Origin of the sequence: Hymenobacter wooponensis, assembly GCF_004745865.1 — a bacterium.
In the GTDB taxonomy this organism is placed as follows: Bacteria; Bacteroidota; Bacteroidia; order Cytophagales; family Hymenobacteraceae; genus Hymenobacter; species Hymenobacter wooponensis.
In genome coordinates, this window is record NZ_SRKZ01000005.1 from 354,830 (window position 1) to 379,412 (window position 24,583).

Below are 24,583 nucleotides of genomic sequence, written 5' to 3' on the forward strand. Positions count from 1 at the left end.
TGGCCTAGCGCATAAAAAACGCCTCCCACTACTGCTACAGTAGTGGGAGGCGTATGCTTTACAGGCCTAGCGGGTTGTTACTCGTTGGCGCTTTCGTTGCTTACTGCTTCACTGCTGCCGTTCTTACCCGACAACAGCGCTACCAGAATGCCCCCAGCCAGCGCTGCAAAGGCCCCGGTAATGACGGGGTGCAGGCTAGCGCGGGTATATAAACTTGTTTTCATCACGTAGCCCGGATGGTCACCATGTACTTTGCCGTCGGGCACGTAGGGGCCGTGCAGGGAGCCGGCAGGGTTGCGCGGAGGCTCGTCGCGGGCCTGCAGCTTCATGTTCACCTTCTCATTCATAAAATCCATGGCCCGGGGCAGGTGCTTGTTCATGGTGCTGAACATCTTTCCACCGCCCCCAATGTAGATGTCGCGCTCGGGGTGCTGGGCGGCATGCACAATGGCGTTGGCTACTTCCTCGGGCTCATACACGGGTGGGGGCAGCTTCGGCTCCTTGTCCATGTAGTTGCGGGCGTGCTGGGGGAAGGGCGTGTTGATGGCGGCAGGCTTGATGAGCGTAACCGAAATGGGGGCTCCCTCCTCTTCCAGCTCTATGCGCAGTGCATCAGTAAAGCCTTTAATAGCATGCTTGCTGGCCGAGTACATACCCTGCAATGGAAACGCAATATCCGAAGCCACGCTACCCAGGTTAATGAGTGCGCCACCCCGCTTTTTCAGGTGCTTCACGGCAGCTAACGAGCCATATACCACACCCCAAAAGTTGGTCTCGAACATCCGGTGGTTGTCCTCATGGCTCACCTCCTCCAGACGGCCCCAGATGGAAGCCGCCGCATTGTTAATCCAGGTATCAAAGCCCCCGAAGCGTTCTTTCGCAGTAGTTGCAATGCGCTCAATATCGGCCACGCTGGCTACGTCGGCGGCTACCGTTATTACTTGGGCGCCCTTGTGGCTGAGCTCGGCGGCAACGTGGTGCAGGTCGGCTTCGCTGCGGGCGGCCAGCACGAGCCGGGCACCGCGCTCGGCGGCCATGCGGGCCGTAGCCAAGCCAATGCCGCTGGTGGCCCCAGTAATAACAATGGTTTGCTGGTTCAGTGGTTTGAGTTTCATAGGTCAGTAGGTTCAGATTGGTAGTCGTAGCTCTCATTACGTCAGGCTGAACCACGTGGCTATGCAAAATCAGGGCGTAACCTACTTTTTACAAGGGATATATACTATATACGCTACCTTCTTTACTTCTTGCCAGGGCAGCTTTACGCCCTATACCAGACAACTCCGCTTCAACAACAAGACCTATGCCTATCGGCAGAACACGAATCAGTACATCTTCCAGGTAGGCTTCCTGGTCTTTGACAGCCGCCGTACCTCACAGAAGTAATACCACGCACAACGGCCGGACAAGTGTCCGGCCGTTGTGCATATACCAAGTTGAGCAGGCCTACACGCCTACCGTGGCAGGGCTCCGGCGGCGCAGCGAGTTATCAACGCTCCAGACGCCTGCGCCCTGGGCCGCGATGTAGAGGAACACAAAACAGAATACTACGGCCAGCTCGCCCTTGTTCACGATGGGCAGGGCATGCTGGGGTGCGTGAGCCATGAAGTAGGCCACCGCCATAGTGCCGCTGGCAATGAAGGCGGCGGGGCGCGTGAGGAAACCCACCAAGATCAGGAGGCCACCCACCAGCTCAATGATACCAGCCACGCCCATTAGTGAGGCAATTTCTACGGTGTTACCGTCGCCGCCGGGGAACCCCAGCAGCTTCTGGCTGCCATGCATGGCAAAGAGCAAGCCCACCACAATGCGCAGCAAAGCGTAGGCATACGAGGCGTAAGTGTTTCCGCGGTCCATAGATGTAAGGCAGTAAGGGTTAATGGTCTATTTAAGGTAAGGCTATTGACTTAGCCTTGGGCACTTTGTACAGAACAGCCTTGCCAGAGGCCTAGGACTTACGGCCGAAATGCTCATCGAAGATTCGGAGGGCTTCGGCGTTGCCCTGCTGCACGGCAAGGTCGGGAGCGGTGAGGCCGCGCACATCCTGCACGTTGATGTCGGCACCAGCTTGCAGCAGAACCGGCAGTATGTTGTTGCGGCCAAACAGGGTGGCAAACATGAGAGCTGTGCCGCCATTGCCGTTTTGCACATCAAGCTGGGCACCGTGCTCAATCAGCAGGCGCGCCACTTCGGGGTAGCCCTTAAAGCTCACCCCCATCAAGGCCGTGTTGCCAGAAGCATCCTGCACGTTGGGGTCGGCGCCGGCCTGCAGCAACAGCCGCGTGGCTTCTACCTGATCATCATAAGCAGCTACAATCAGCGGCGTGAAGCCCTTGCCATTCTGCATGTTTACGTCGAGGCCACTGGCCAGGAGCTCCTGGAGGTGGGCAACATCGCCGTTACGGGCAGCATCAATCAGTAAGTCTTCGGGCCGGGCAGAGGTAAAATCCATAAAGGCAGCAGTGCAAGGGTAAAACAAGTTCGTACATACTACGACGATGCCAGAAAATGGATTACCCCTACGATTTACTGGTTTTGCGGCGGCGGTAGAAAAGCAACTTTTCCAACCCTAGGCCTAGGCCACCACGCAACAAGGCCGGACTACCAGCCCGGCCTTGTGCTCACTTCCCCTCAAAAGTGGTTTTATGGAGTGCCCAGCGGCGCATCGCCGCGCAAGGGCGGAATGGCAATGATGGGGCCACCGGTGTTGTTAGCGAAAATGGAATAGATAGCTGGGGGCTGGTGCAACGTGCCGCCGAGGCGAGCGAGGCCGTCGGGGCGCAGTTGGTAGCGCAGGGCGGTATCGTACTCAGCAAAGTCGCGGCGGGTATCAATCTGCAGGTCCTGGATGCGGCCCGCATGAGAATCGTAGACCCAGCCGTGAATATGCAGCGGGCGGCTGTGCTGGCGCGCCTGCAACACAGCGTTGGTTTGGTAGAGGTTATACACCTGCTCAATCACGTTCAGCTCCACGAGACGCCGGTAGCGCTCTTCGTCGGTTTCTAGCGCCTCTAGCTCGGTGCGGTAGCGCTGCATTACCTCGCGCACATTGCCCAGCCAGCTAGTGAGCAGGCTGTTTTCGGGGCTTTCCATGGCCACGCGCACGCCGCCGCAGCCGTAGTGCCCGCACACCACAATGTGCTCCACGCCCAGCACCTCCACCGCGTACTCCAGCACCGACATCAGGTTCAAATCGGTGCTTACCACCAGGTTGGCCACGTTGCGGTGCACGAATACCTCGCCTGGCGCCGTCCCAATGATTTCACTAGCTGGCACGCGGCTGTCGCAGCACCCAATGAACAGGAACTTAGGGGCATCATCGGTGGCTGGTTCTGCGCCCGGATGCCGCGAGTTCATTAACTTCTGACTTACCCAGTTGCGGTCGTTGTTGAATAGTTTGTAGTAGGCCTCAAACTCAGCTTCGGGCTCACTTACGCGGCGCTGCTCGGCTAGGCTCTGGGTGTAATCCTCGCCCTTGCGCAAGAATACTACCTGAATATTGCGCTGCCGGGCGGTGTCGCGGAAATGCTCAATGGCGCTAAGGATGTCGCGGTCGATGAAGGCGGAGTTGGTGCCGTCGATTTCCAGGGTGGCATTTTCGGGAATATCCTTGAGCACCGTCAGGATGCTGGCCTTATTGAGGAACGATACATGCTCGCCCAGGCTGATGCGGATTTTATCGCGCCCATCAACGGTGTGGTGCTCAAAGAAATGGGCATTGCGGTAGCTTTCCCGCAGGATGAAGAACATCCCCACGGCCGCGCCAATCCCAATGCCAATGAGCAAGTCCGTCGCCAGAATGGCTACGATGGTCACAATGAACGGCACAAACTCCGTGAAGCCGCCTTGCAGCTGCTCCTTAAACACGCTTATGCGCGCCAGCTTGTACCCCGTCACGAGCAGAATAGCAGCCAGGGCGGCCCACGGCACCATGTTCAGCAGCTTCGGGAAGAGCAGCACACTGATCAGCAGAAACGTACCGTGGAGCAGGGCCGCCAGCTTAGTGCGGGCGCCCGCATTCAGGCTCACCGAGCTGCGCACGATTACGGAAGTCAGCGGTAGGCCACCTATCAGGCCACTTACCAGGTTGCCCGCGCCCTGGGCCTTCAGCTCCCAGTTGGTAGGCGTTTTGCGCTTAAGTGGGTCAAGGGCATCGGTGGCTTCAATGGCCAGCAGCGCCTCCAGGCTTGCCACCAAGGCAATGGACAAAGCCGCCAGGTACACCTTCACGTTGGTAAGCTGGCTGAAATCAGGCAGGGTGAACAGGTTCTGAAAATCGGCGGCGCTGGATACCACGGGCAGCTGCACCAAGTGGGTGCCGCGCAACGCCAAAGCGGGGTTAAAGGCCAGTACCAGCTGGTTTACCACCACGCCCAGCACCACCACTATCAGGGCCCCCGGCACTTTAGAAAGAATGCGGTGCTGCTTGATAACCGCTTGCTCCCAGAGCACCAACACGGCCAAAGCCAGCACTGCAATGGCTAGGCCAGTAGGCTGAATGTGGTGCACCGCGGTTTGGAGCAGGGCCGTAATGGTCGAGCCGGTTTTGGGGAACAGGGCCAGCGTTTCGGCCGCGTCAGCATCGTAGCCTAGCAGGTGGGGAAGCTGTTTCATGATCAGGATGATGCCGATTGCAGCCAGCATCCCCTTAATCACGGCCGATGGAATGAAATTGCTGATAATGCCGGCACGTGCAATGCCTAGCACAATCTGCATCAGTCCGGCCACGCACAGCGCCAACTGTAGCGCCCCAAACGAACCCAACGAATCTAGAGCACTCACTACTACTAGAATCAGTCCGGCCTCGGGACCCGAAATGCTTAGCGCCGACTTACTCAGCGCCCCTACCACCAGCCCGCCCACTATCCCGGCAATGATGCCCGCAAACAACGGCGCACCCGAAGCCAGCGCAATGCCCAGGCACAGGGGCACCGCCACCAAAAACGAGACAAAGCCGCCCCGAAAGTCGTTTTTAAAATATGTGAAGTCTAAAAAACGAGCAGCACCAGGTTGATTACTCATATTAATTCACGCAACTAAAGACAAGAGTGAACCAGGCCAGGCCAATAGGCCTAGCAGCGGTTAAGGAAACGCACAGGAGAAATAGAGCCCGGAAGAATTGGTGGGCCTAGCGCTCAGCTCAGATGAGCTGGAAGAAGAGGAGCGCTACCGTGCACAAAGGTTTTTAGAGGGCCGCATCATGGTTTTTAAAATGGCAAAACGCGTGAGTGAAAACCTCGAACCAGTTGGTATTACATACCGCACAAATATACCCCACCCCTAAAAGCGAGACATTAAGCGTCTATTAAAAGGGTCTTATAAGTGCATTAAATGCACATTACAACCAGATTAAAGTATCATTATAATTCTATTAAACTAGCCGTTGAAGAGGAAGCTCATGCTGGTGCCTTCACGCTGTTCTGCCTCCTCAAGGCATACACCAGTACAGGGCGCACTGAGGTTCTCCACGTACAGTCGCCCCATGTTAGGCTACTACCCGTCTGGATGATGGGGCCTACCCTTTCTGAGTGTGCTAGGCCACTGTGGTAGTGGCCTAGCACACTACTCTACTGGCTGACCCGTGCTATCAATTATAAATCTATCCCCTCTTAGAGTCACCTCTGCCCGGCCATTTTCGAAATCCGTTGCGGCCTCATATAACTGAAAGACCGATGGGCCTTGCCCCGCCAGGTTTCTTTTAGTGATGTACGTGTAGCCGGGCTCCAGGCGTACTCGTGCCAAGCCGTCGCGGAAGGAATAGGCTTCTAAAAACAGGAAAGGGGGCGTTGCTGGGTCTTCCGGTTCTGGCCCCGTGATGTACTGCCAACCGCGCTGGTCGCGTACGGCGGCGTAGCCCTCCAAGAAATCGCGGGCTTCTAAATAAGTAGCGCTGAAGGGGTGTCCGTTCTGGTCAATAAAAGTGTAGGCTCCCCCCTTCATTCTCACCCGGGCGTAGCCATCCACGTACGGATAGCGCGCCTCGTAGGCCTCTTCCACAGAAGGCGCGTCGGAGTCATTTGCCGGGGCTGGGTCAGTGGTGACACTCTCGGCCGCTGGCCGCGTGTGTTCCGTGGCCGAACCCGAGCCAGCAGTTGCGGTAGATACGGGAGCTGTGGCAGCAGAAGTACCGCCCAACCTACTCAGGCCCCATACTCCGGCGCCCAGCAGGGTTACGCCCCCCACCACGGCAGCCGTTCGCAACAGGCGCTGACGCTGCTTTGGTAGCTGACTGCCCCCGCGAGCCGCGGGCGTGGCCTGGAGGGGACCAGCAGTGGCCGCGGTTCTAGTATTCAGCTGCTCGATAAGCTGGCCCAGCTGCATTATTTTAGCATCTAGGTCACGGTTGCGGGCTTCTGATTCGGCGCGTGAAGCTTGGATGGCAGCTTCCAGAGCTGCTTTTTCCTGGCTCTCCGTGGCAAGTCGCTCCTGCAATTCCTGCGCCTCAGTGGTTACGGGTGGAGCCTGGGCCAACTGGTTCCGCAACTCTTCAATGCGCCGCTCCCGCTCGGCCTCCCGGGCTTCCAGGGCTTGGAGTTGCTGCTGCACCTGGGCCTGGGCCTCGCGCTGCATCTGTTCTAACCGCTGCTTTTCGGCAGTACTCGCTGCTGCTCGCGCCGCCGGTTGTCCGCCGTATGGAACATCCTCGGGAACGTCTTCAGCCCCCAACCAGCCCCAAGCTCGTCTTAGAAAACTTCGCTCGGCAGGTAGAGTAGCAACTGGCTCTTCCGCTTCAGAATAGAATGGCTCAGCCGATGATATCTCGGCTTCTTGTTCTGGGGCCGCCAGCGTGCGGGCCCACTCTGCCAGGTCGGCTTCACTGAAATCAATTTCCGGGCGAGCCAACTGAACCAGGCGGCGGGACAACTGCTGAAGGTTCCCTAGTAGATGAAAGCTGCCATCAGGTTGCTGGGTAAGCTGCTCTTCTACGCTGGAACCAAATGTAACGGGTGCGGCAAAAACCACCAGCCCCGTGATAAACTGCAAATTGGCTTGCTCGGGAGCGAACTGGGAACTCAGCCAAGCGGCAAGCGCGGCCTTCTGCCGGCGAAACTGCTCATAGGGGTTGTCGGCGGTGGCTAAGGTTCCGGCCAGTGGCTTTCCATCCAGTTGCCACGCTCCGTAGCTTAGGGCTGGCACCTGCAGCTGGCCTCCCCGGGGCACAAGCACCAGCAAGGTGATGCTATGGGGGCGCACAATAACGGCATCTAGTGCTACGCCTTCCTCTTCTACGGCAAAGTTGCCCAGCAGTAATGTGGTTCCCGTTGAGGCCTCAGCGCGCAGTATATCCCGCACTTGCTCGTAGAGCTGGCCTTGCCCGGCATCAGAAAAAGGACTAAACAGGAAATTGTGCAACATACTAGGCAAAGGAACAGCTTTTACCCGGTCGGATAAACTCCTTCCTATGGCGCTGCCGCATCCATAGCCGATGCTGAATACATTGTGGTCCGAACTTTGCCCAAGACGGCATAAGAACTTCCCTAGTCGATCATTTCTACTGCTGATGAAAATACTTCACCTACTGCTAGCTGCTGGCTTATTCCTTTCCGCTTCTCCTGCCTGGGCTCAAGACGAGGGCAGAGGTAAAGGCAAAGACAAGGACAAGAAAGAATACAAGGAGAAAGACCGCAAGGATTACGACAAGGAACGGAAAGACTATTATAAGGACCGCAAGGACGAAGACAAGGAACGTGACGACCGCTACAAAGATGGCCGGGCCGATTCCCGCAATCCGCGGACGGTTGGTGGCGTGGGAGGCGTTTTGGGCCGGGTAATTCTGCCGCGGCCGGGCACACCTGGCCCGCGGGAACTTGCCGGGGTACCTAAGGGGCATTACCCACCTCCCGGCGAGTGCCGTATTTGGTACCCCAACCGCCCTCCTGGGCATCAGCCGCCACCCACCAGCTGCGACCGTTTGGTTGGTGTTCGGTTGGAGCCCGGTGCGTTCATTCTGCACGGCGACCGGGCCTATGATGCTGAGTATGATTGGCGGGCCGCTGAGCAGCGCCGCCCCGGCACCGTAGGCCGCGACATTCTCGATATTTTATTTCCCCGTCGCTAGCCCAATAATCTTTTGCCAAGAACGCCCAATTGCTCAGCGAGCAGTTGGGCGTTCTTGGTAAGAGGCATTTAGGTTCCTTTCTCACCCTGCCGTATTAAGCTGCATGCTTTGTGAAAAGTGGCCTAGGAACACCTTTATGCGTGTGCAGCCGATCTGACAATGTCGCGAGTGGTGCGCCATCATTTTAGCCTACTCTCTTGCCTTGCTTTCCTGCTCACTCCGTGCTGGGCCTCTTGTGCTACGCGGGCTACTAGTGGCCGCTAGCGCTCAAAGCGTATCCGTTCTGCTCAGCTTTGCGTTAGCCTCAACGTGTTAACTTCTTTGCATGTACGGTGGCAGATCGGGCTGATGAGCTTGCTACCCTGTGGGGCCCTGGCCCAAACGATGCCGCCTGAGCGCATCACCGACCGCAACCACAACGCCTGGCTGGCTTACTTCAGCGATGCGCGCTTCAGCCGACGCTGGGGGCTGCACACCGAGTTTCAGTACCGCCGCACCCAGGGCCTACAAGACCCGCAGCAGTACTTCTACCGCACTGGCCTTAACTATCACGCCACTGAGCAACTCTTGGTCACGGGGGGCTACGTGTACCTGTTGTCTCTACCCTACGGCGACTTTCCCGAGTCTGGCCGCAGCCATGAGCGGCGGGCCTTTGTGCGCGCCGAGCTAGAAAACTCACTCGGCCGACTTACGCTTACGCACCGCTACACCCAGGATCTGCGCTGGCTGCGCGGCCCCGAAGATGTGGCCTACGCCTTTCAAAACCGTTCTCGTTACCGCCTGCAGCTGCAGTTTCCGCTCAACCGCCCAACCGTGGAAGCCGGTACCCTCTACGCCTTGGCCTCAGATGAGCTATTCATCAGCTACGGCCGTAACGTGAAGGCCAATGTGTTCAACCAAAACCGCCTCTATGGTGGCCTAGGCTATCAAATTACGGAGGCTCTAGGCGTAGAAACCAGCTACCTGCACCAAACTGTGCAACACGATGATGGCGTGGTCTTCGAGCAAAACCACACCCTACAAGTCAGCCTAAACTTCAACCCCGATTTCCGCCCCGCCGCAGAACGGTAGTGCCACTCAAGTGGCCTAGCAACTAATGGTACGGAGCCAATGCTAGTTGACCAGAGGCAGAGGGCAGCTGACATCCGTTGTTGATAATGCCCTTGCTATAGAGCTGGTCAAGACAGCTCTATAGCAAGGGCGGCTCCACCGCTCTAGGCCACCGTTTACCTTCCCAATGGGTAGGCTAGGCCACGTAGACAAAACCAGGCTTCGCGGGTTAGACAAGGAATTGACCTAAACCAACCATTACCTATGGACTTACAACTGACCGGCAAGGTAGCTCTCATTACGGGCTCTACGGGCGGCATTGGCTTGGCCATTGCCCGTGGCCTGGCTGCCGAAGGCGCTCATATCATCATTACTGGCCGCACGGAGGGGCGCATTCAAGAAGCTCGCGCTACTATTCAGGGGGCAGTGCCGCAGGCCAACGTGCGTGGCGTGGCCGTAGACTTTGGCAAGCCCGAGGAAGTAGCCAACCTCCTGCGCGAAGTGGCTAACGTGGATATTCTGATCAATAACGTGGGCATCTTCGACCCCAAGCCTTTCACCGAGATACCGGATGAGGAGTGGCTGCGCTTCTTTGAGGTGAACGTGATGAGCGGGGTACGCCTGTCGCGCCACTACTTCCCGCAGATGCTGGCCAACAACTGGGGCCGCGTCATTTTCATCTCCAGCGAGTCAGGCCTACAGATTCCGGAGGAGATGATTCATTATGGCACCACTAAAACGGCGCAGCTAGCTGTGGCTCGCGGCCTGGCGGAGCTGACCAAGGGCACCAACGTCACGGTGAACTCGGTGCTGCCGGGCCCCACGGCCTCGGAGGGGGTGCAAGAGTTTATTGGCAAGATGGCCGCCGAAGGTAAGACATCGGCAGAGGCCGAGCACGAGTTCTTCCGCGATGCCCGGCCCTCTTCCCTGTTGCAGCGCTTTGCCACCACCGAGGAGGTAGCCAACATGGTAGTGTACTTGTCTAGCCCACTGGCATTGGCTACCAACGGCGCCTCCGTGCGCGTTGACGGCGGCGTTATCCGGAGCATCGGCTAGGCCACTCCTACTTATAAAAAAGCCCCACTGGTTTCTCAACCTTTGAGAAACCAGTGGGGCTTTTTTGTAAACTTGCTCCTGCTACCGGGTATGGATTAATGTAGGGGGCGGCGTTTTACTAGGCCACCTTTGGTATCACGCACGCTGCTCATAACCACAAACGCCTGCGGATCGAGGCGGTCAATTTCGTCGGTCAGGCGAGAGACTTCTAGTCGGGTTACTAGCGTGAAGATGATGTCGAGCGACTCTAGCTGCTCGCCACGGCTACCGAAACCGCGCTTGCCCATGTAGAGCGTTGCCCCGCGGCCCAGCTTCTCGGTAATCATGCGCCGAATAGCATCGGAGTGCTGCGAAATGATGGTCACGCCGGTGTATTCCTCAATTCCCTCGATGATGAAGTCCATGGTTTTGGCCGCCGAGAGGTACGCCAGAATGGAGTACAGGGCAGTAGTAATAGACAGCAGCATTGCGGCCACCCCAAAAATCAGGATGTTGATAACCAGCACAATATCGCCAACACTAAGGGGCGTTTTCTTGCTGATATACACCGCCAGAATTTCGGTACCATCGAGCACGGCACCTCCCCGAATAGCTAAGCCAATGCCTGCTCCAAGGAAAAAGCCGCCGAACACGGCAATCAGGAGCTTATCGGTAGCAATAACCGGGAAGGAAATAACCAGCAGCACTAATGCCAGTCCCAGAATGGCTGCCAGCGTGCGTAAGGCAAAGCCTTTCCCCAGCTGGTAGTATCCCATAATGATGAAAGGGATATTGATAATCACGATTAGCGCCGACAGCGAGAGGCCAGTCAGTTGGTTCAGCAGCAGGGAAATACCCGTTACACCGCCATCAATAAACTCATTAGGCAGCAAAAACCCTTTCAGCCCCAGAGCAGCCGAAAAGATACCAGCCACAATTAACCCTACCTGCAGCCCACCGCGCCGCATACGGCGACGAGCGGCACCTAAGGCCTCCGTAGGAAACTCAGGCAGTGGACCTACCACCGTGGGGGCTCCCTCACCGGGCGCTTTTTTGTTGCGCTCAAACAACAGTTGTTGCAAAAACATACACTTGATTTAGACTCTAGTAAAAACGCCTCCGTGAGAATACAGTGCCCTGGGCTTAAGCCAGATGCACGAAGGCGGCGTGGCGTTGAACCGCAAGTGTTCAAGGCCCACGTCATACACAACAGTAAACCAGTGGTAGCTAGGGTGCGTTGGGCGCTACGGCCGTCAGCAAGAGGCGCACCCGAAATAAATCGGGCAGGGCGCAAGGCCGCACATTGGTGGGCAGGCCCACGGCCGAAGGCCACACCGGCCTTAGCCACGCTAGCGCGACGGGCGGCAGGCCACTAGCGACAAGTACTGCGGGCACTTGTGGTACGGCCGGCAGCAGAGCGGCCTGCTCCAGCATAGCAGCCGAAGAAAACTGAAAACCTGGCTCAGTAGGCTGATGCCCAATTGTTAGCTGGGCCCGGATGTCGGGCTGACGAGCCTTCCCCGATGATGCCGGGCACGCCAACGCTCCCAGCCAGAAGGCCAGCAGCAGCGCCAGGCGCAGCGAGAGTGATATGAGGGAGCGAGTCAGCAAGAGTAAGGGAGGGTAGCCTGAACTGGGCCTGGTAGTAAGAACGTGTTGAGCTACATAAAGTTAAAAACCTTTTAGCCGATGGCTTTCACGAACATGCGTTTCAGCCAGGGTATGCGCGCCAACTGCATCACCCCATCAACCAGCCATGGGCGGGCGGCAAGCAGCCGCATGAGACGGTAGCGCTGGCCCAAGGGCCGACCAATGCGGCGTTGCACTTCTTCCTGATACAGCTGCAAACTCTCGGGGCCAAAATTGTTCTGCTGAAAGCAGCGCATGGCGTGCTTGGCGGCCAGCAGGCCACTCTGCACTGCCTTGTCAATGCCGTGGCCCTGCATGGGGTCAATGAGGGCGGCCGCGTCGCCGCAGAGCAAGGCGCGGCCGCCAGTGAGTGGCCTAGCAGAACCACCCAGCGGCAGCCCAAAGCCCCGAACCTCGCTCAGGGCTTGGGCCTGGCGAAACCGAGGCGCTAGGCCAGGGTGCTCAGCTAGCAACTCCCGTAGCACCTCCTTTAGATCTACCTGGTCGCGGGCAATGTCGGAGGATAGCATCCCGAAGCCCACGTTGTAAACGCCATTGCCCACCGGAAATACCCAGCAATAGCCTGCCAAATGGCGCCGCAGAAAAAAGAAGTCGCTGGTGGTTTCAGGGGCTTGTTGCACGCCGGTGTAATAGGCACGCACCGCGGCGCAGTGTCGGCTGCGGTCGAGGGGCCAGGGTGCTACGTGGCGGCCTACTACAGAGTGTGCTCCATCGCAGCCAATAACCAAACGGGCCGTGAGGGGTGCCAGCTCGGGCCGGCTAGGACGCACCACAACGTGGTCGGCGGTGGCCTGTACCGCCTGCACGGGCCAGTTCTCCAGCACCTCCGTGCGGGTATGGCGGCGTACTAGCTGGAGCAGGGCATCGTCAAAGTGCAGGCGCGGGCTATTGAAGGCCGGAGCTTTCCACTGGATGCTTACCTCAGCCCCGGCGGGGGCTATCAACCGACTATGGGCTACCTCGGCGCGGTGCGCTGCCGTGAGAGCCCGCAGCTCGGTGGCATACGCCGGGTTAAGGCGCGTCAGGGCCTTGAGCGTAGGGCTGGGAATAGCGTCGCCGCAGATTTTGTCGCGCGGGAACTGCGCTTTGTCTACCAGCGCAACCCGTAGGCCACTACCCCGCAACGCCAGGGCGCAGGCGGTACCTGCCGGGCCAGCGCCCACTATGAGTACATCGTAAGTAGTAGCGGTGATACTAGACAAGCAGACGGCCGTATGATTACCCAAAGGTAAGGTTCAGCTTCAGCCCGTGCATGGGCAAGGCCAAGCACGTGGCCTAGGTCCCCTTAGAACCCCGGGCTTCCTCGCGGCGCATGGGCATTACATCAATGGTTTGAAAAAGCGACTTAGGGGTAATTGGCTGGGTTTCTCGGCGCTTTATGCCACCATCCTTTCCGATGAGCAATAAGGTAAAGCCGCTGGTTTTCACCCCGAGCTTTTGCGTCAGATACTGCTTATCGGCCGCCGATAGTTGCTCGAACAGCACCTCCCGCACACTAATGTCGCGCTCCTGCATGGCACTTCTGGCAGCCGCAAACTGCTGTTGCTGGGCCTGCAGCTCGGGAGTGGTGTTATTGGGGGCGCACAGCAGAACCACCCGTTTCTGCCACCGTTGCTTGGGCAGCCAAGAGGCTAGTGAGCCTGGCGCGTTCTGGGCCATCGTAACGGTGGCGCTCCATACAGTAACGGCCAGGAGCAGGAAGACAAAGCGTTTCATGCTGCTGCATACGCAGGCTAGGCTGCTTGGGGCCGAGCTAGCGGGGGCGATAATACTCGGCCCAGCCACTCAAATAGCACCCGATAGGCCTCAGCTCGTACTTTTTCCCGGGAGAGAAACACATCGTGAATAGCTCCCTCTAAGGCATGCGTGGTTACGCGGTGCCCTAGCCAGGGAGCAAGTTCCCGGATGTGCGCCACGTTAAGAACAACATCCGTCTCGAACACATCTTCCCGATGCCCACGGCGGGCGGTACGGTCGGAGTGTAGCACCAAAATGGGGGCCTCAATCCCGAGGGCGCGCCGAATTTGGGCGTGCCCCCACCGAATGGCCCGCAGCCAGCCCGCATTCATGCTGAACACTTGGTTAGGCTTCCACTCCAGATTATAGTCCCACTCGCCCTGGAATGAGTGGTGCAGGCTTTCCCCATATATGGGAGAAAGGTTGGTTTTCAACTTCATATCAGGCCACTTGGCGCCCAGCCGTTTCATCAACGGAATGCCTAGCCTCCGCAATAGCCAGGGCTGGTGCATTTCTAGAAAAGGACTATTGAGCACCACCGCCGCTACGCTGATTTTCTCTTTCCGGTACCACAAATACAACGAAATGATGAGGCCGCCGGTGGAGTGCCCGCTCAGTACAATGGTGGTATTGCCTTCCTCCCGAATCCGAGCCAGCGCCGCATCCAGGTCATAGAAATACTCGCGCAGGTCGCGGACGTTATTGGGCCGTTGGTGAGACCGGATAGACCGCCCATACTTGCGCAAATCGAGGGCGTAGAAGTTAAACTCGTGGGCCCCATACGTTAGGGCCAGCTCGCGCTGAAAGAAGTAGTCGTTGAAGCCGTGCACATACAGTACGGCGCGGGTGGTGGGCACGTCGGCTGGGTGGCGCACCAGCGTACTGAACACGGGCCCTTCGTAATCGGGAGAATCGGCGGGAGTAATGGTAAGCTGCTCAAAACCCTCGCCGAGGATGTCGGGCACATAATCAGAATAGGAAGCGGGAGGCGATACTTCGGAATGCGACATGCTAACCATACGCAGGCAATAGGCTAAGTGGTATAGTTGAGTATACGTAGCAGCTGGGCAGCCATAGCGTGTAATTGCATAAAAAGAAGTAAGGCTGGTTTTGAATATAGCACTTCCCATACTTTTGCAGCCGTTAGTAGCGTTGAGCTACCCACCGCCTTGGCAGTGCTCATCACACAGCTCTAGGCCACACCTCTCTTTCATGCGTCTGCTGCTCTGGGCCGTCACCCTCCTCACGGCCTGCTACCTCCCCTCCTCTACTCCTGATCCGGCTTTTCGGCAAGACCAGCTCCGTTACCCCCGCGTGCGGGATGCCTATGCCCTGGTTGGCAACAGCATGCACGTCATGTTGCAGGAGCACCATCTTGACCCGGAGCGGTTGGAGCTGTTTATCCGGGCCCTGAAGGTGGAGCGACGAGTGGAGGCCTGGGGCCGGAACCAAGGTGAAGGCGAATATCAGCTGCTGCGTACGTTTCGACTGGCGGGCACATCGGGCACGCTTGGGCCCAAGCGCCGTGGTGGCGACGGGCAAGTGCCCGAAGGTTTCTACTACATCAACCGCTTCAACCCAATCAGCGAGTACCACTTGTCGCTGGGCCTCGACTACCCGAACGCTGCCGACCTGATGCGCAGTGGCCTAGAAGATCCGGGCAAGGACATTTTTATTCACGGCTCCGACGTGACCATTGGCTGTTTGCCCATCACCGACGCAGGTATCCGGGAGTTGTACGTGCTGGCTATAGAAGCCCGCGCCGCCGGCCAAACAGACATTCCGGTGCATATTTTCCCGTTTGAGCTTACTCCCGGCAACCTGGCCCGCCGCCTGAGCAGCCCACATATGGGCTTTTGGCAGGAGCTGGCACCCGGTTATCAATACTTCGCCGACCACCACCTGCTGCCAGCCGTAACGGTAACCGACCGCGGAGCCTACGCGGTGCAGTGAACTACCGGGCAGGTATGGAACTGTTGGCGCACACCTCAGCAGTTTGCCCTTACCCGGATCTACTGCGGCGTTGGCTGTGTTCTAAGAGTGGCCTAGCCTTGTTATAGGCCCAGCACTGTACCTTGCACGTATGTCTATCCCCTCTATTTCAGACGTTCCAATTCCTAAGAATCTGCGCGAGTCGGCGGTGCTGGTGCCCGTGTTTCGCGATGCCACGGGGCAGCTGCAGATTGTGATGGTGCGCCGGGCAGCGTTTGGCGTGCATGGCGGCCAGCTAGCCTTTCCCGGCGGCAAGCGCGACCCCGAAGATGTGTCGTTGCAGGCCACAGCCTTGCGCGAAGCCCACGAAGAAGTAAGCCTGCTGCCGACCAATGTGGAGATCCTCACGGCGCTGCCCACGGTGCCCGTACTCTCAGGCTTTTGCATTGCGCCTTTTCTGGGCCGCATTCGTCGCCCGGAGGTATGGGAATGGCAAACCCGCGAAATAGATGAAGTGCTGGAGATTCCGCTGCTTCACCTCGCCGACGAAACCAATCACACCGAAGAAGACTGGCAGTTGCCCGGCTGGCCTAGCGCCCGCCGCGTACCGTTTTATCACATAGGCGCCTACAAACTCTGGGGCGCCAGCTACAACATTATCCGCCCCCTCATCCCAAGGCTGCTCGCTGGTGAATGGGAAGTGTGAGATGTGCTGATGAGGTGAAATTAAATGAACGTCCTGTCGAGCTGGTTGAGACATCTCATGTGCTGAGGTTGTGGCGCTACTTCAACAATTCGAGCGGGATGTGTCAACCAGCTCGATAGGATGATATACAGGCCTAGGCCACCTTGCCTCCTCACCTACCTCCTCCGTCACTTCAGCACCTAAATCTGGCACGAAATTGCGTTATAAGTTGCGTCACGAACGCACTCTGCGCTTTCACTATCTTTTCGATGAAACGACTTTCGCTTCTGTTGCTTTTGCTGTTACCGGCCGTGGCTTCTTTTGCCCAGCGGGAGCAGTCTATCTGGCTGTTTGGCCAGCAGGCGGGGCTCAGCTTCCCCGCCGATGGTGGCGCGCCTACTCCGCTGCTCACCAGCAAAATGACTACCTATGAAGGCTCGGCGGTAGCAACCAACCAGCAGGGCCAGCTGCTGTTTTATACCAATGGCGAGTTTGTATTCAACCGCCAGCACCAGGTGATGCCCAACGGCAAAAAGCTGATGGGCTCCAATTCCAGCACCCAGAGCGCCCTCATCGTGCCCGATCCCGGCAGCGGCAACGTGTTCTACGTGTTCACGGTAGCGGCCCAGGGCAACGGCAATGGCCTGCGCTATTCTACCGTGGACATGACCCGCGACAACGGCCTCGGCGACGTGCCCCGGGCCAATGCCCTCCTGATTACGCCCGTGGCCGAGAAGCTGGCCGCCGTGCGCCACCAAAACGGCCGCGACGTCTGGATTGTGGCGCACCGCTGGAATTCCAACGCCTTCGTGACCTTCCTGGTAACGGCCGACGGCGTGCAGAGCAAGCCCATCCTGAGCAACGTGGGTTCCATGCACGCCGGCCCCGGCCGCAATGCCATTGGCGCCATGAAGTTCTCGCCCGATGGAAAGAAGCTGGCCGTGGCACTGTGGCGCGAAGCCAACAAGTACGAGGTCTTCGACTTCGACCGCAACACCGGCAAGGTAAGCAACGTGAAGGCCTTTGCGCCCTACCCCGAGGCCTACGGCGTGGAGTTCTCGCCCGATGGCAGCAAGCTCTACGGCTCCAGCAACGGCGAAGGTGGCGGCGAAGCCCAGATCTTCCAGTTCGACCTGAAAACCGGCAAAGCCACAGTAGTAGGCAAGTCGGCTAACCGGAAAGTGGGCTCCCTGCAGCGCGCCCCCGATGGCAACATCTACGTGGCCCGCGAAGACAACCTCTTCCTCGGCATCATCCAGAACCCTAACTCTGATAAAGCCACCTACCTCGACAACGGCCTCAAGCTCGGCGGCCGCCGCAGCAAGCTAGGCCTCCCCAACTTCATAACGGAGCCGGGGAAATGAGGTGATTGAGTGAAATAGCGATTGAGTGAAGTGGCCTAAGCCTATCATCATGGTGAGCGGAGCGAAGTAATAATTCGTCAGCCCTCTACAATCTTTGACTTATTTAAAAGCCCTACGTCCACATGGACGTAGGGCTTTGCGATTTAGAAGGCTTGGCGAGGTAGAAGGGAAGGATTGGCGTTCTGCATCCTAATAGGCCTAGATTACTTCACTAACTCGCTCAATCACTAAATCACCACTATTGCGACTGGCCACCGAACTTGAAGCGGAGGAAGCCCGCGGCTACGGAAACATAGGGGTTTTTAGACGCTACCAGGCCTACCACGTCGCGGGTGCTGATGCCGGCTTCGTAGACGGAGGTAGTGAGCGTGAAGCCTAGTGGCACGCTGAGCCCGTAGCCGGCGCCACCAGTAAGGCCGCTGCTTAGGCGCAGCCAGTGCATGGGCTTGTAGTCGAGGCCGGCGCCCACGAAGGCGGAAGGTAGGTTGCCAGCTACATCGTTCAAGGGCAGGGTCACGTCGAGGCCGGCTTCAAAATACTCGCTGATGCGCAGGCCGGCGCCAGCGCGCAGCTTGGTGGGTAAATCGGCGCGGCGGGTTTGGCTGGCCTGATAGTTAAAGAGGCTATCAGTGCCGGCGGCGAAGATTTGGGTAGCTTCCTTGATAAAGTTGTAGGTCCCGACGCCGCTGGAGTTGAGGCGCTTTAAGGGCTGGTCGTTGGCCGTTACCAGGTTGCCTTCCCAGTCCATGTGCCCAATGTCGGTAATGGCCACACCCAGCCGGAGAGCTTTGCCCGCTTCGGCAGCTAAGCCCAGGTCGAAGCCGTGGCCGGTACCCACGGGCTTAAGGCCACTGCCGTTCCGGATGTTGAAGCTAGGGTTAGTAGCCAAGGAGCCGTAGTTGATATCAAACAGCGGCGACATGGAGCTGTAGGCCTGCAGGTTGCCCGGTTCCACCCGAATGTCTACAATGCCAAGCCCTTGAATGTAGCGGTACCCTGCCCCGGCCGAGAGCTGGAACATGGGCTGATCAATCAGCCGGGTGCCCCAAGCCAGGTTGAACTCGTTGAGCAGGGAAAACTGCAGATCGGTGCCTGCCAACGCCTCCGATACCAGCGGAACGTTGCCTCCTGCGCCCAGGGAGGTGTACACCGGCGCATCACGGCCCAGAAACAGCAGCTCAGCCGCGTTCTTGTTCAGGGCCACGTGTCCCGCCGTCCGGATGCGGTTGCTGATAGCAATACCCCCGATTACGGGCAGCTGCACCGATAGCCCGAGGGTGGTAGCATCGGCGTTTAAGTTCAGGGCATTATCGGAAGTAAATGCCCGCGCCAGCTCCAACCGATCGGTCTGCGGCAGCTGGTCTTTGGTGTTGTAGATGAACTTGCGCAGCTGCTGGCGCGTGAGGGAGCGGGAGCCCACGCCAGCCCCCAGCTCACCCAGCGTAAAGGAGAAAGTAGCCCCACCCACCCGGCCCAGGTTGGCGGGGTTGATACCGATGGCCTGATAGTCGGTGGCGAAGGTGGTGGCCACGCCGCCCCGGCCGGTAGCCGTGAAGTTGCTCAGCTCGTTTTGGGCACGCAGAACGGTGGGCACGGTAAGGGCCAGCCCCAGCAACAGGGAAAGACGAGTGCGTTTCATAAGACGGAATTGTGGCCGAAGCTTCGTTAGTTTGGGGCCGATACCTTGGGCTAGGCCTGTAGGCCACCACACGCCTACTTTACGTAGGCACCTGGTAACGGCTTCAAACTAACGAAGCTTCCCGCACATTTCTTTCCCGCTTTGGCAAAACGCTTCTCCGTTTCTGAGTACACCGATGGCATTCTGGCCGGCAACCGCGTGCTGCTGAGCCGGGCCATTACGCTAGTGGAAAGCACCCTGCCCTCCGACCAGGCCCTGGCCCAGCAGGTGCTCGATGCGGTGCTGCCCTACGCGGGCCGCTCGGTGCGGGTGGGCATTACGGGCGTGCCGGGCGTGGGCAAAAGCACGTTTATTGAGGCACTAGGCCTGCATTTGGTGCGCGAGCTAGGCCACCGTCTGGCCGTGCTGGCCGTTGACCCCACCTCTCAGCGCAGCGGCGGCAGCATCCTCGGCGACAAAACCCGCATGAACCAACTGGCTGCGCACCAGCAGGCCTACATCCGGCCCTCTCCCGCCGGCCGCAGCCTTGGGGGCGTCACGCGCAGCACCCGCGAGGCCCTGGTGCTCTGCGAAGCTGCCGGCCACGACGTGATATTCGTGGAAACCGTGGGCGTAGGCCAAAGCGAAACCGCTGTACACGGCATGGTCGACTTCTTCCTGCTGCTGATGCTGGCCGGCGCCGGCGATGAACTGCAGGGCATCAAGAAGGGCATCATGGAAATGGCCGACGCCGTAACCATCACCAAGGCCGACGGCGGCAACGAGCAAGCCGCCCGCCGGGCCCGCGTGGAGTATCAAAATGCCCTGCACCTGTTTCCGTTGGCCCCTTCGCAGTGGAACCCCGTCGTTACGGTTTCTTCGGCCGTTACGGGGGCGGGCGTGCCGGCCGTGTGGCAGCTGGTAGAGCAGTACGTGCAGCAAACCCAGGAAAGCGGTTACTTCCAGCGCCGCCGCCAAGAGCAGAACCTGCACTGGCTACACGAAACCATCCGCGAAACCCTGGAAACCCGCTTCTACGCCCGCCCCGACATTGCCGCCCGCCTTCCCGAAATCAGGGAGCAGGTCATGAACGGCCGCAAATCAGCCTTCGGCGCCGCCGAGGAGCTGCTAGGCCAGTAGCCGCTTATTATATCTTGGCCTCTGGGTGCTGAGCCAACCAGCGCAGGTAGGTTTTACGCAGCCACATAGCTTCCGCCTTTCTGTAGTCTGGCGTCACGACGGAGAAATGGTCGCCCGGATAGTACGCAAAGGGCATGTCGGCGCCCAGCTTTTTCATTTCCTGGTCCATGAGCTTCACTGGCTCATTCAGGAAGTATGTATCCTCGTTGCCTACGGCCATGCGGAGTTTACCATCCAGGTCTGGCCTGAGCTGTGCCCAATGTTGCACCACATATTGGGTCAGATCGTAGCGTTTCCAGTGCGCCAAGACCTTTGGGGCCAGCGCGCCCGTTGCTGAATTAAACAACGGCTGCGGTAAGCCTCGGGGGCCCCGAGGGCCAAACACGGCATCAAACGACACGTCCTGCTCGCCTCGGTACAGTACATCTTCCAAGTGATGAGCAATGTTGGGGCGGTCGAAGATACTGGCCGTAGGTATTCGTTCACCGTAGGTCAAGGAGTCCACCATTTCTACCCGGTTTTGACCCGCGTACAGATTAGTGCGGATAAAGCTGCGGAAATCAACCGGGTCCGGCGAGCTGGCATTTGCCCCGGCAAATAGCTTGGGGTAATGCGTGATTAGGTGGGCCACCGTGTAGCCGCCGCTGCTATGCCCACGCAGCAAACGCCCACCGTTGGTGCGGTAGGTGCGGTCCAGCAGCGGCAGAAACTCCGTGGTGAAGGCATCTCCCACTGGCCCGTTGTTGGCGCTGTTGGCGTACACGCTGTGGCCTAGCGAGCAGTCACCATCCAAGTACACCCGTATGCAAGTAATGGTATCAATGGGGTTAGCGGGTAGCGTATCGGTACTCACGGAGCGCGAGTAGTGCTGGTAGGTGCTCCCGTAGCCGGCCACAGTAAACAAAACCGGGTAGCGCCTCTTGGGCCGAGTGTAGTAATCGGCGGGCAATATAACGGCGGCGTTCAGGGAAGTAGGCTTGCGGTGAAAGCGGCTCAGCAGCTTTGAGGGGGCCTTCAGTTCCCGGCAGAATTTTGTATTCACAAATACTGGCGCCGCCACGGCCCGGTCACACACCAGCGTGAAGGTTTCTGTTTTGCTCAGCAAAGACACCTTCTGGGCTTGGCTGTAGGGATTGCCTGTGCTCAGGCCGATTACCCGTCCTTCCTGGTTCAGGTCCCATACGGCCTGCACGTAATACTCACCGCGAGGAATTCGGGAAAGCAACGTGGGAAAGGAAATGGCTTCATCCGAAAATACGATGGCCTCGCCGGGCTTCACATTCCGCACGGCCAGCCGGTAACAGGGCCAGCCCGCTTGGTTTTTGGGCTCCTCGTTCTTCAAGGACAGATAGAGAATCACGTTGCCCGTGAAGGGGCCAGCGTAGGCCGCGGGCGTGTAGGTAACGCTAAACTGCTGGGCCTTTGCAGTAAATAAAGTGAGCACCAGCAGCAATGAAATAGCGGCGTATCGCATAGAGAAACAGGCAATAAGGCAGAAGGAATAAGACAGTACAAGTGATGATTGCACCACGAATACCGCCGTCAGACAGCCGCCGTTACAGCCGCTGTAAAAGAATTTTCTCGGCTCCTGTTTCGCTAAAACAGCACGTCATCCTGAGCAGAGCGAAGGATTTTCTCATGTGGAAACAACAGGCCTAGCGCCTCGTGCTCCCATGAGAAGATCCTTCGCAAGCTCAGGATGACGTGCTGATGTAATGAGTTCTCCTACTGGCCTAGCTGGCCAGCTTCCGCTTCAGCATCAAGTAGTCGAGATAGTATAGGATTTTGATGGAGACGTTGTTGTTGTGCGGGGTGTTGATGGTGTTGTTCAGGTTATCGAAATAGAGCGGTGTGGCTTCGTTGGCTTCCAGGAAGGAGGAGCTGGCGTTCTTCCACACGATGCTCACCTGCGAGCCCGGCGCAAACCACCACGAGTACACCGCATCTACGTTGAAGGCGTTGAACGTATTGTCGCGGTTGCGGCGGTAGTCTACCAGGGTCTCCTGGCCGTTCTTGCCCAGGCGGGCGAAGTCGGCGTAGTTCACGGTGCTGGTGTAGTGCCGCGTGCGGATGGTGAGCGACATGCGGTTGTTGAAGGTATAGGCTCCCGACAGGGTATTCGTGACCGTGAGCACGCGGCGGCGGCCCAGCAGCACATCGGAGGGGTAGTTTTTCCGGAACTCCGCATCGTCGGGCAGGCTCTCGTCCAAGTCCCCATTCACGTAGCCCACCTGGTTTTGGCTCAGATTCCAGTCGAGGCTGTAACGGAAGTTCAGCTGGTTGCTGACGCGGTAGCGCGGCGATATGCTCCAGCCGTAGCCCATGCGGCGGGGCCGGGCGCGCTCCAGGCGGTCATCCGTATCGTACCGCCGCACGCCGCCATTAACGTCTAGCGCTAGCTTTTTGCGATAATCGGAAGAGATATAGCCGCCCACGTTGGCGTTGGCCGGCAGCCGCACAAAGTAGTCGCCCAGCGGGTATTGGCGGGGCTCGTAGTAGTCATGCGTGACGGGGTTGGCATCGAAGTCAAGGCCCACCGACAGGAAGTTTTTGGTGAACGTAGTATTAAAGCCGGCCGCCACGTTGGCGTTTTGGTAGCGGGTGGGCTTATAGAGCAGCGAGTGGTTTAGGTTGAAATAGGTATACAGGTTATTGACCTTCCAGAAAGGTTTATACTTGTTGTAGTTCGCGTACACGCCCTGGCTGATGTTGTTGTTGCCGAACAAGATGCCCAGGTCATTCGGGTTATACTTATCCGACTCAATACCGTGATTTAGGCCCCAGGTGAAATTGCCACTGATCTTGCTCACGCCCACTTGGTACTTGTAACCGTCCTGGTCGTCGATGGCCTTTTCGGAGCCGAATTTGTTGCCGCGCCGCCGCGAGTACACCACCCGGCCATCCACGGCATAGGCGTTCTTTTTGTTGGCGAAGCGGAATAGGCCACCCGTCACGTTGGCGTCGTAGGTGCTGCCAACGCGCGTAACGTTGGTATTGATGAGCGAAACGTAGGAGTTGTTTTTCAGCGACTGGTCTAGCACCATGATGCTGTAGTTGCTGAACGGCTGGGTAAGCACGTCGCGGCGGCTGCCATCTACGGAGTCGCGCACGGTGGCATACACATCGTTGCTGAGTGCGTTGAACACCCCCACCCCCAAGCCATTCTTGGTGCGGCCCGATACTTTAGTGGCATTGAGCAGGCGCGTGACGCCGGGGTTGCTCACCACGGCTTCCCCTGGCCTACGCTCTCCATCGGGGCCCATTTGTCCTTTCCGGAGCTGGCTGCTTACGCTGCTAAACCCAATGGGCGTGGCCCCCACCCGGCGCGAGTAAAACAGGTTGCCTTTATTAAACAGCTCAGTACCCTCGGTGAAGAACTGGCGGTTTTCCTGAAACTGCACCTCAAATGGCGAGAGGTTGAGCACCTGGTTGTCGCTCTGCACCTGTCCAAAGTCAGGTACCAGGGTGGCATCCAGAGTAAAGCTTTCATTGATACCCCACTTCACGTCGGCACCGCCATTGAAGCTGGTGCTGGTATTGCGGGTGCCTTGTTCCTGGTATGGGAAATGGTTTACGTAGCTGCTCACGTAAGGCGTAAGTGAGAGGCGCAAGGGCGGCGTAATATCGCGCAGGCCCCGCAGCTCGCCCCACTGGTTCACAAAGCCATCCACGGCGGGCTTCACCTCATTCCAGAAGAAGGCCTGGTTGTCGCGCTTACGCTGGCGCATGAAGTTCAGGCCCCACAACTGCTCCGGGGCTTTGCTGAAGCGAATGGCCGAGTACGGAATCCGGATTTCACATAGCCAGTCGGTGCCGCGCATGGTGGTTCGCGAGTCCCACACGGCGTTCCAGTTGCCGTCTTCGCCCCCGGCTGGGGAGTAGCGCGCATCTACCTGCACGCCACCCGTGCTCACAATAAAGCTGTAGCCGTTCAGCTGATCGTGGTAGGTATCCAGGAAAACTCCGAAGAAGTCGGAGTTACCAATGTCGTCGCGGGCGCTCAGTTCCCGCATAATCGAGTCCTGCGACACATCGTGCATGATAGCGCCCACGTAGAGGTTGGCGTCGTCGTAGAGCACACGCACTTCCGTGGGGTGCTTCTCGTGCGGGCCGGGGTTGGGGCGCTGCTGAATGAAGTCGGTGGCAATGGGGGCCTGTTGCCAAATGGGCTCGTCGAGCTGGCCATCGAGCTTTATGGCTTCGGTGATGCGCAAGGCCTGCAGCTGGCGCTTGGGGGCGGGTACGGCGGCTTGGGCAGCCGTTTCAACTGTTTGTGCACTGGTGGGCGCTACCATAGCGAGCCAGACCAGCATAAA

At 58.4% G+C, this 24,583-nt stretch carries 20 protein-coding genes; 7 read left to right on the forward strand and 13 right to left on the reverse strand.

Translation table 11 applies throughout. From position 1 onward, the window contains the following. Positions 1 to 77 precede the first annotated feature (77 nt). From EU557_RS18540 to EU557_RS18560, 5 genes are all read right to left on the reverse strand, one after another. Positions 78 to 1,115, reverse strand: a complete 1,038-nt coding sequence (locus tag EU557_RS18540; RefSeq protein WP_135531960.1) for an SDR family oxidoreductase — start codon at positions 1,113 to 1,115, stop codon at positions 78 to 80. A gap of 328 nt (positions 1,116 to 1,443) precedes the next feature. Beyond that, a complete protein-coding gene (locus EU557_RS18545) occupies positions 1,444 to 1,854 on the reverse strand; it encodes a DoxX family protein (RefSeq protein WP_135531961.1) in 411 nt (136 codons plus the stop codon). A gap of 91 nt (positions 1,855 to 1,945) precedes the next feature. Then, positions 1,946 to 2,449, reverse strand: a complete 504-nt coding sequence (locus tag EU557_RS18550) for an ankyrin repeat domain-containing protein (RefSeq protein ID WP_135531962.1) — start codon at positions 2,447 to 2,449, stop codon at positions 1,946 to 1,948. Positions 2,450 to 2,640: 191 nt separating this feature from the next. Continuing rightward, positions 2,641 to 5,019, reverse strand: a complete 2,379-nt coding sequence (locus EU557_RS18555; RefSeq protein ID WP_135531963.1) for a SulP family inorganic anion transporter — start codon at positions 5,017 to 5,019, stop codon at positions 2,641 to 2,643. Between the two features lie 540 nt (positions 5,020 to 5,559). Continuing rightward, positions 5,560 to 7,353 carry a WG repeat-containing protein gene (locus EU557_RS18560; RefSeq protein WP_135531964.1) on the reverse strand — a complete coding sequence of 598 codons (1,794 nt, stop codon included), beginning with the start codon at positions 7,351 to 7,353 and terminating at the stop codon, positions 5,560 to 5,562. A 145-nt stretch (positions 7,354 to 7,498) separates the two neighbouring features. On the opposite strand from EU557_RS18560, the gene EU557_RS18565 reads away from it, so the two are divergent. From EU557_RS18565 to EU557_RS18575, 3 genes are all read left to right on the forward strand, one after another. After that, positions 7,499 to 8,056 (forward strand): hypothetical protein, encoded by a 558-nt coding sequence (locus EU557_RS18565; protein WP_135531965.1) that lies wholly within the window; start codon positions 7,499 to 7,501, stop codon positions 8,054 to 8,056. A gap of 348 nt (positions 8,057 to 8,404) precedes the next feature. After that, the gene (locus EU557_RS18570) at positions 8,405 to 9,127 is read left to right on the forward strand and encodes a DUF2490 domain-containing protein (RefSeq protein ID WP_135531966.1); all 723 of its coding nucleotides are present in this window, start codon (positions 8,405 to 8,407) and stop codon (positions 9,125 to 9,127) included. Positions 9,128 to 9,370: 243 nt separating this feature from the next. Then, the gene (locus tag EU557_RS18575; protein ID WP_135531967.1) at positions 9,371 to 10,162 is read left to right on the forward strand and encodes an SDR family NAD(P)-dependent oxidoreductase; all 792 of its coding nucleotides are present in this window, start codon (positions 9,371 to 9,373) and stop codon (positions 10,160 to 10,162) included. Positions 10,163 to 10,257: 95 nt separating this feature from the next. Here EU557_RS18575 and EU557_RS18580 read toward each other — a convergent pair whose 3' ends face one another. The 5 genes from EU557_RS18580 to EU557_RS18600 form a co-directional block, all read right to left on the reverse strand. After that, positions 10,258 to 11,229, reverse strand: a complete 972-nt coding sequence (locus EU557_RS18580; RefSeq protein ID WP_135531968.1) for a YitT family protein — start codon at positions 11,227 to 11,229, stop codon at positions 10,258 to 10,260. Between the two features lie 139 nt (positions 11,230 to 11,368). Beyond that, positions 11,369 to 11,752 carry a hypothetical protein gene (locus EU557_RS18585; RefSeq protein ID WP_135531969.1) on the reverse strand — a complete coding sequence of 128 codons (384 nt, stop codon included), beginning with the start codon at positions 11,750 to 11,752 and terminating at the stop codon, positions 11,369 to 11,371. Positions 11,753 to 11,823: 71 nt separating this feature from the next. After that, positions 11,824 to 12,993, reverse strand: coding sequence for an NAD(P)/FAD-dependent oxidoreductase (locus EU557_RS18590; RefSeq protein ID WP_167855268.1), 1,170 nt, complete (start codon positions 12,991 to 12,993; stop codon positions 11,824 to 11,826). 73 nt (positions 12,994 to 13,066) lie between these two features. Next, entirely contained in the window at positions 13,067 to 13,507 is a 441-nt protein-coding gene (locus tag EU557_RS18595) for a DUF4174 domain-containing protein (protein ID WP_135531971.1), read from the reverse strand. 17 nt (positions 13,508 to 13,524) lie between these two features. Then, positions 13,525 to 14,538: an alpha/beta hydrolase gene (locus EU557_RS18600; RefSeq protein WP_167855269.1), complete on the reverse strand. Its 1,014-nt coding sequence runs from the start codon at positions 14,536 to 14,538 to the stop codon at positions 13,525 to 13,527. Positions 14,539 to 14,740: 202 nt separating this feature from the next. On the opposite strand from EU557_RS18600, the gene EU557_RS18605 reads away from it, so the two are divergent. The 3 genes from EU557_RS18605 to EU557_RS18615 all read left to right on the forward strand — a co-directional run bounded on the left by EU557_RS18605 (position 14,741) and on the right by EU557_RS18615 (position 17,509). Beyond that, positions 14,741 to 15,481: a L,D-transpeptidase family protein gene (locus tag EU557_RS18605; RefSeq protein ID WP_135531973.1), complete on the forward strand. Its 741-nt coding sequence runs from the start codon at positions 14,741 to 14,743 to the stop codon at positions 15,479 to 15,481. 130 nt (positions 15,482 to 15,611) lie between these two features. Continuing rightward, a complete protein-coding gene (locus tag EU557_RS18610) occupies positions 15,612 to 16,166 on the forward strand; it encodes an NUDIX hydrolase (RefSeq protein WP_135531974.1) in 555 nt (184 codons plus the stop codon). 248 nt (positions 16,167 to 16,414) lie between these two features. Next, entirely contained in the window at positions 16,415 to 17,509 is a 1,095-nt protein-coding gene (locus EU557_RS18615) for a YncE family protein (protein WP_135531975.1), read from the forward strand. A gap of 238 nt (positions 17,510 to 17,747) precedes the next feature. Here EU557_RS18615 and EU557_RS18620 read toward each other — a convergent pair whose 3' ends face one another. Further along, positions 17,748 to 19,148 carry a DUF5723 family protein gene (locus EU557_RS18620; protein ID WP_135531976.1) on the reverse strand — a complete coding sequence of 467 codons (1,401 nt, stop codon included), beginning with the start codon at positions 19,146 to 19,148 and terminating at the stop codon, positions 17,748 to 17,750. 141 nt (positions 19,149 to 19,289) lie between these two features. On the opposite strand from EU557_RS18620, the gene meaB reads away from it, so the two are divergent. Further along, positions 19,290 to 20,267 (forward strand): methylmalonyl Co-A mutase-associated GTPase MeaB, encoded by a 978-nt coding sequence (gene meaB / locus EU557_RS18625; protein WP_135531977.1) that lies wholly within the window; start codon positions 19,290 to 19,292, stop codon positions 20,265 to 20,267. Between the two features lie 7 nt (positions 20,268 to 20,274). Here meaB and EU557_RS18630 read toward each other — a convergent pair whose 3' ends face one another. Beyond that, on the reverse strand, positions 20,275 to 21,741 hold the full coding sequence (locus tag EU557_RS18630; RefSeq protein WP_135531978.1) for an alpha/beta hydrolase-fold protein: 1,467 nt from the start codon (positions 21,739 to 21,741) through the stop codon (positions 20,275 to 20,277). Between the two features lie 259 nt (positions 21,742 to 22,000). After that, positions 22,001 to 24,580 carry a DUF5916 domain-containing protein gene (locus EU557_RS18635; protein WP_210116082.1) on the reverse strand — a complete coding sequence of 860 codons (2,580 nt, stop codon included), beginning with the start codon at positions 24,578 to 24,580 and terminating at the stop codon, positions 22,001 to 22,003. Positions 24,581 to 24,583 lie beyond the last annotated feature (3 nt).

Bases quoted from the DNA above. Each gene is read 5' to 3' on its own strand.
- EU557_RS18580 (WP_135531968.1), bottom strand. From the start codon at position 11,229: ATGTTTTTGCAACAACTGTTGTTTGAGCGCAACAAAAAAGCGCCCGGT.
- EU557_RS18575 (WP_135531967.1), top strand. From the start codon at position 9,371: ATGGACTTACAACTGACCGGCAAGGTAGCTCTCATTACGGGCTCTACG.
- EU557_RS18565 (WP_135531965.1), top strand. From the start codon at position 7,499: ATGAAAATACTTCACCTACTGCTAGCTGCTGGCTTATTCCTTTCCGCT.
- EU557_RS18635 (WP_210116082.1), bottom strand. From the start codon at position 24,580: ATGCTGGTCTGGCTCGCTATGGTAGCGCCCACCAGTGCACAAACAGTT.
- EU557_RS18605 (WP_135531973.1), top strand. From the start codon at position 14,741: ATGCGTCTGCTGCTCTGGGCCGTCACCCTCCTCACGGCCTGCTACCTC.
- EU557_RS18600 (WP_167855269.1), bottom strand. From the start codon at position 14,538: ATGTCGCATTCCGAAGTATCGCCTCCCGCTTCCTATTCTGATTATGTG.
- EU557_RS18560 (WP_135531964.1), bottom strand. From the start codon at position 7,353: ATGTTGCACAATTTCCTGTTTAGTCCTTTTTCTGATGCCGGGCAAGGC.
- EU557_RS18555 (WP_135531963.1), bottom strand. From the start codon at position 5,019: ATGAGTAATCAACCTGGTGCTGCTCGTTTTTTAGACTTCACATATTTT.
- EU557_RS18630 (WP_135531978.1), bottom strand. From the start codon at position 21,741: ATGCGATACGCCGCTATTTCATTGCTGCTGGTGCTCACTTTATTTACT.
- EU557_RS18540 (WP_135531960.1), bottom strand. From the start codon at position 1,115: ATGAAACTCAAACCACTGAACCAGCAAACCATTGTTATTACTGGGGCC.
- EU557_RS18545 (WP_135531961.1), bottom strand. From the start codon at position 1,854: ATGGACCGCGGAAACACTTACGCCTCGTATGCCTACGCTTTGCTGCGC.
- EU557_RS18620 (WP_135531976.1), bottom strand. From the start codon at position 19,148: ATGAAACGCACTCGTCTTTCCCTGTTGCTGGGGCTGGCCCTTACCGTG.
- EU557_RS18615 (WP_135531975.1), top strand. From the start codon at position 16,415: ATGAAACGACTTTCGCTTCTGTTGCTTTTGCTGTTACCGGCCGTGGCT.
- EU557_RS18550 (WP_135531962.1), bottom strand. From the start codon at position 2,449: ATGGATTTTACCTCTGCCCGGCCCGAAGACTTACTGATTGATGCTGCC.
- EU557_RS18610 (WP_135531974.1), top strand. From the start codon at position 15,612: ATGTCTATCCCCTCTATTTCAGACGTTCCAATTCCTAAGAATCTGCGC.
- EU557_RS18595 (WP_135531971.1), bottom strand. From the start codon at position 13,507: ATGAAACGCTTTGTCTTCCTGCTCCTGGCCGTTACTGTATGGAGCGCC.
- EU557_RS18570 (WP_135531966.1), top strand. From the start codon at position 8,405: ATGAGCTTGCTACCCTGTGGGGCCCTGGCCCAAACGATGCCGCCTGAG.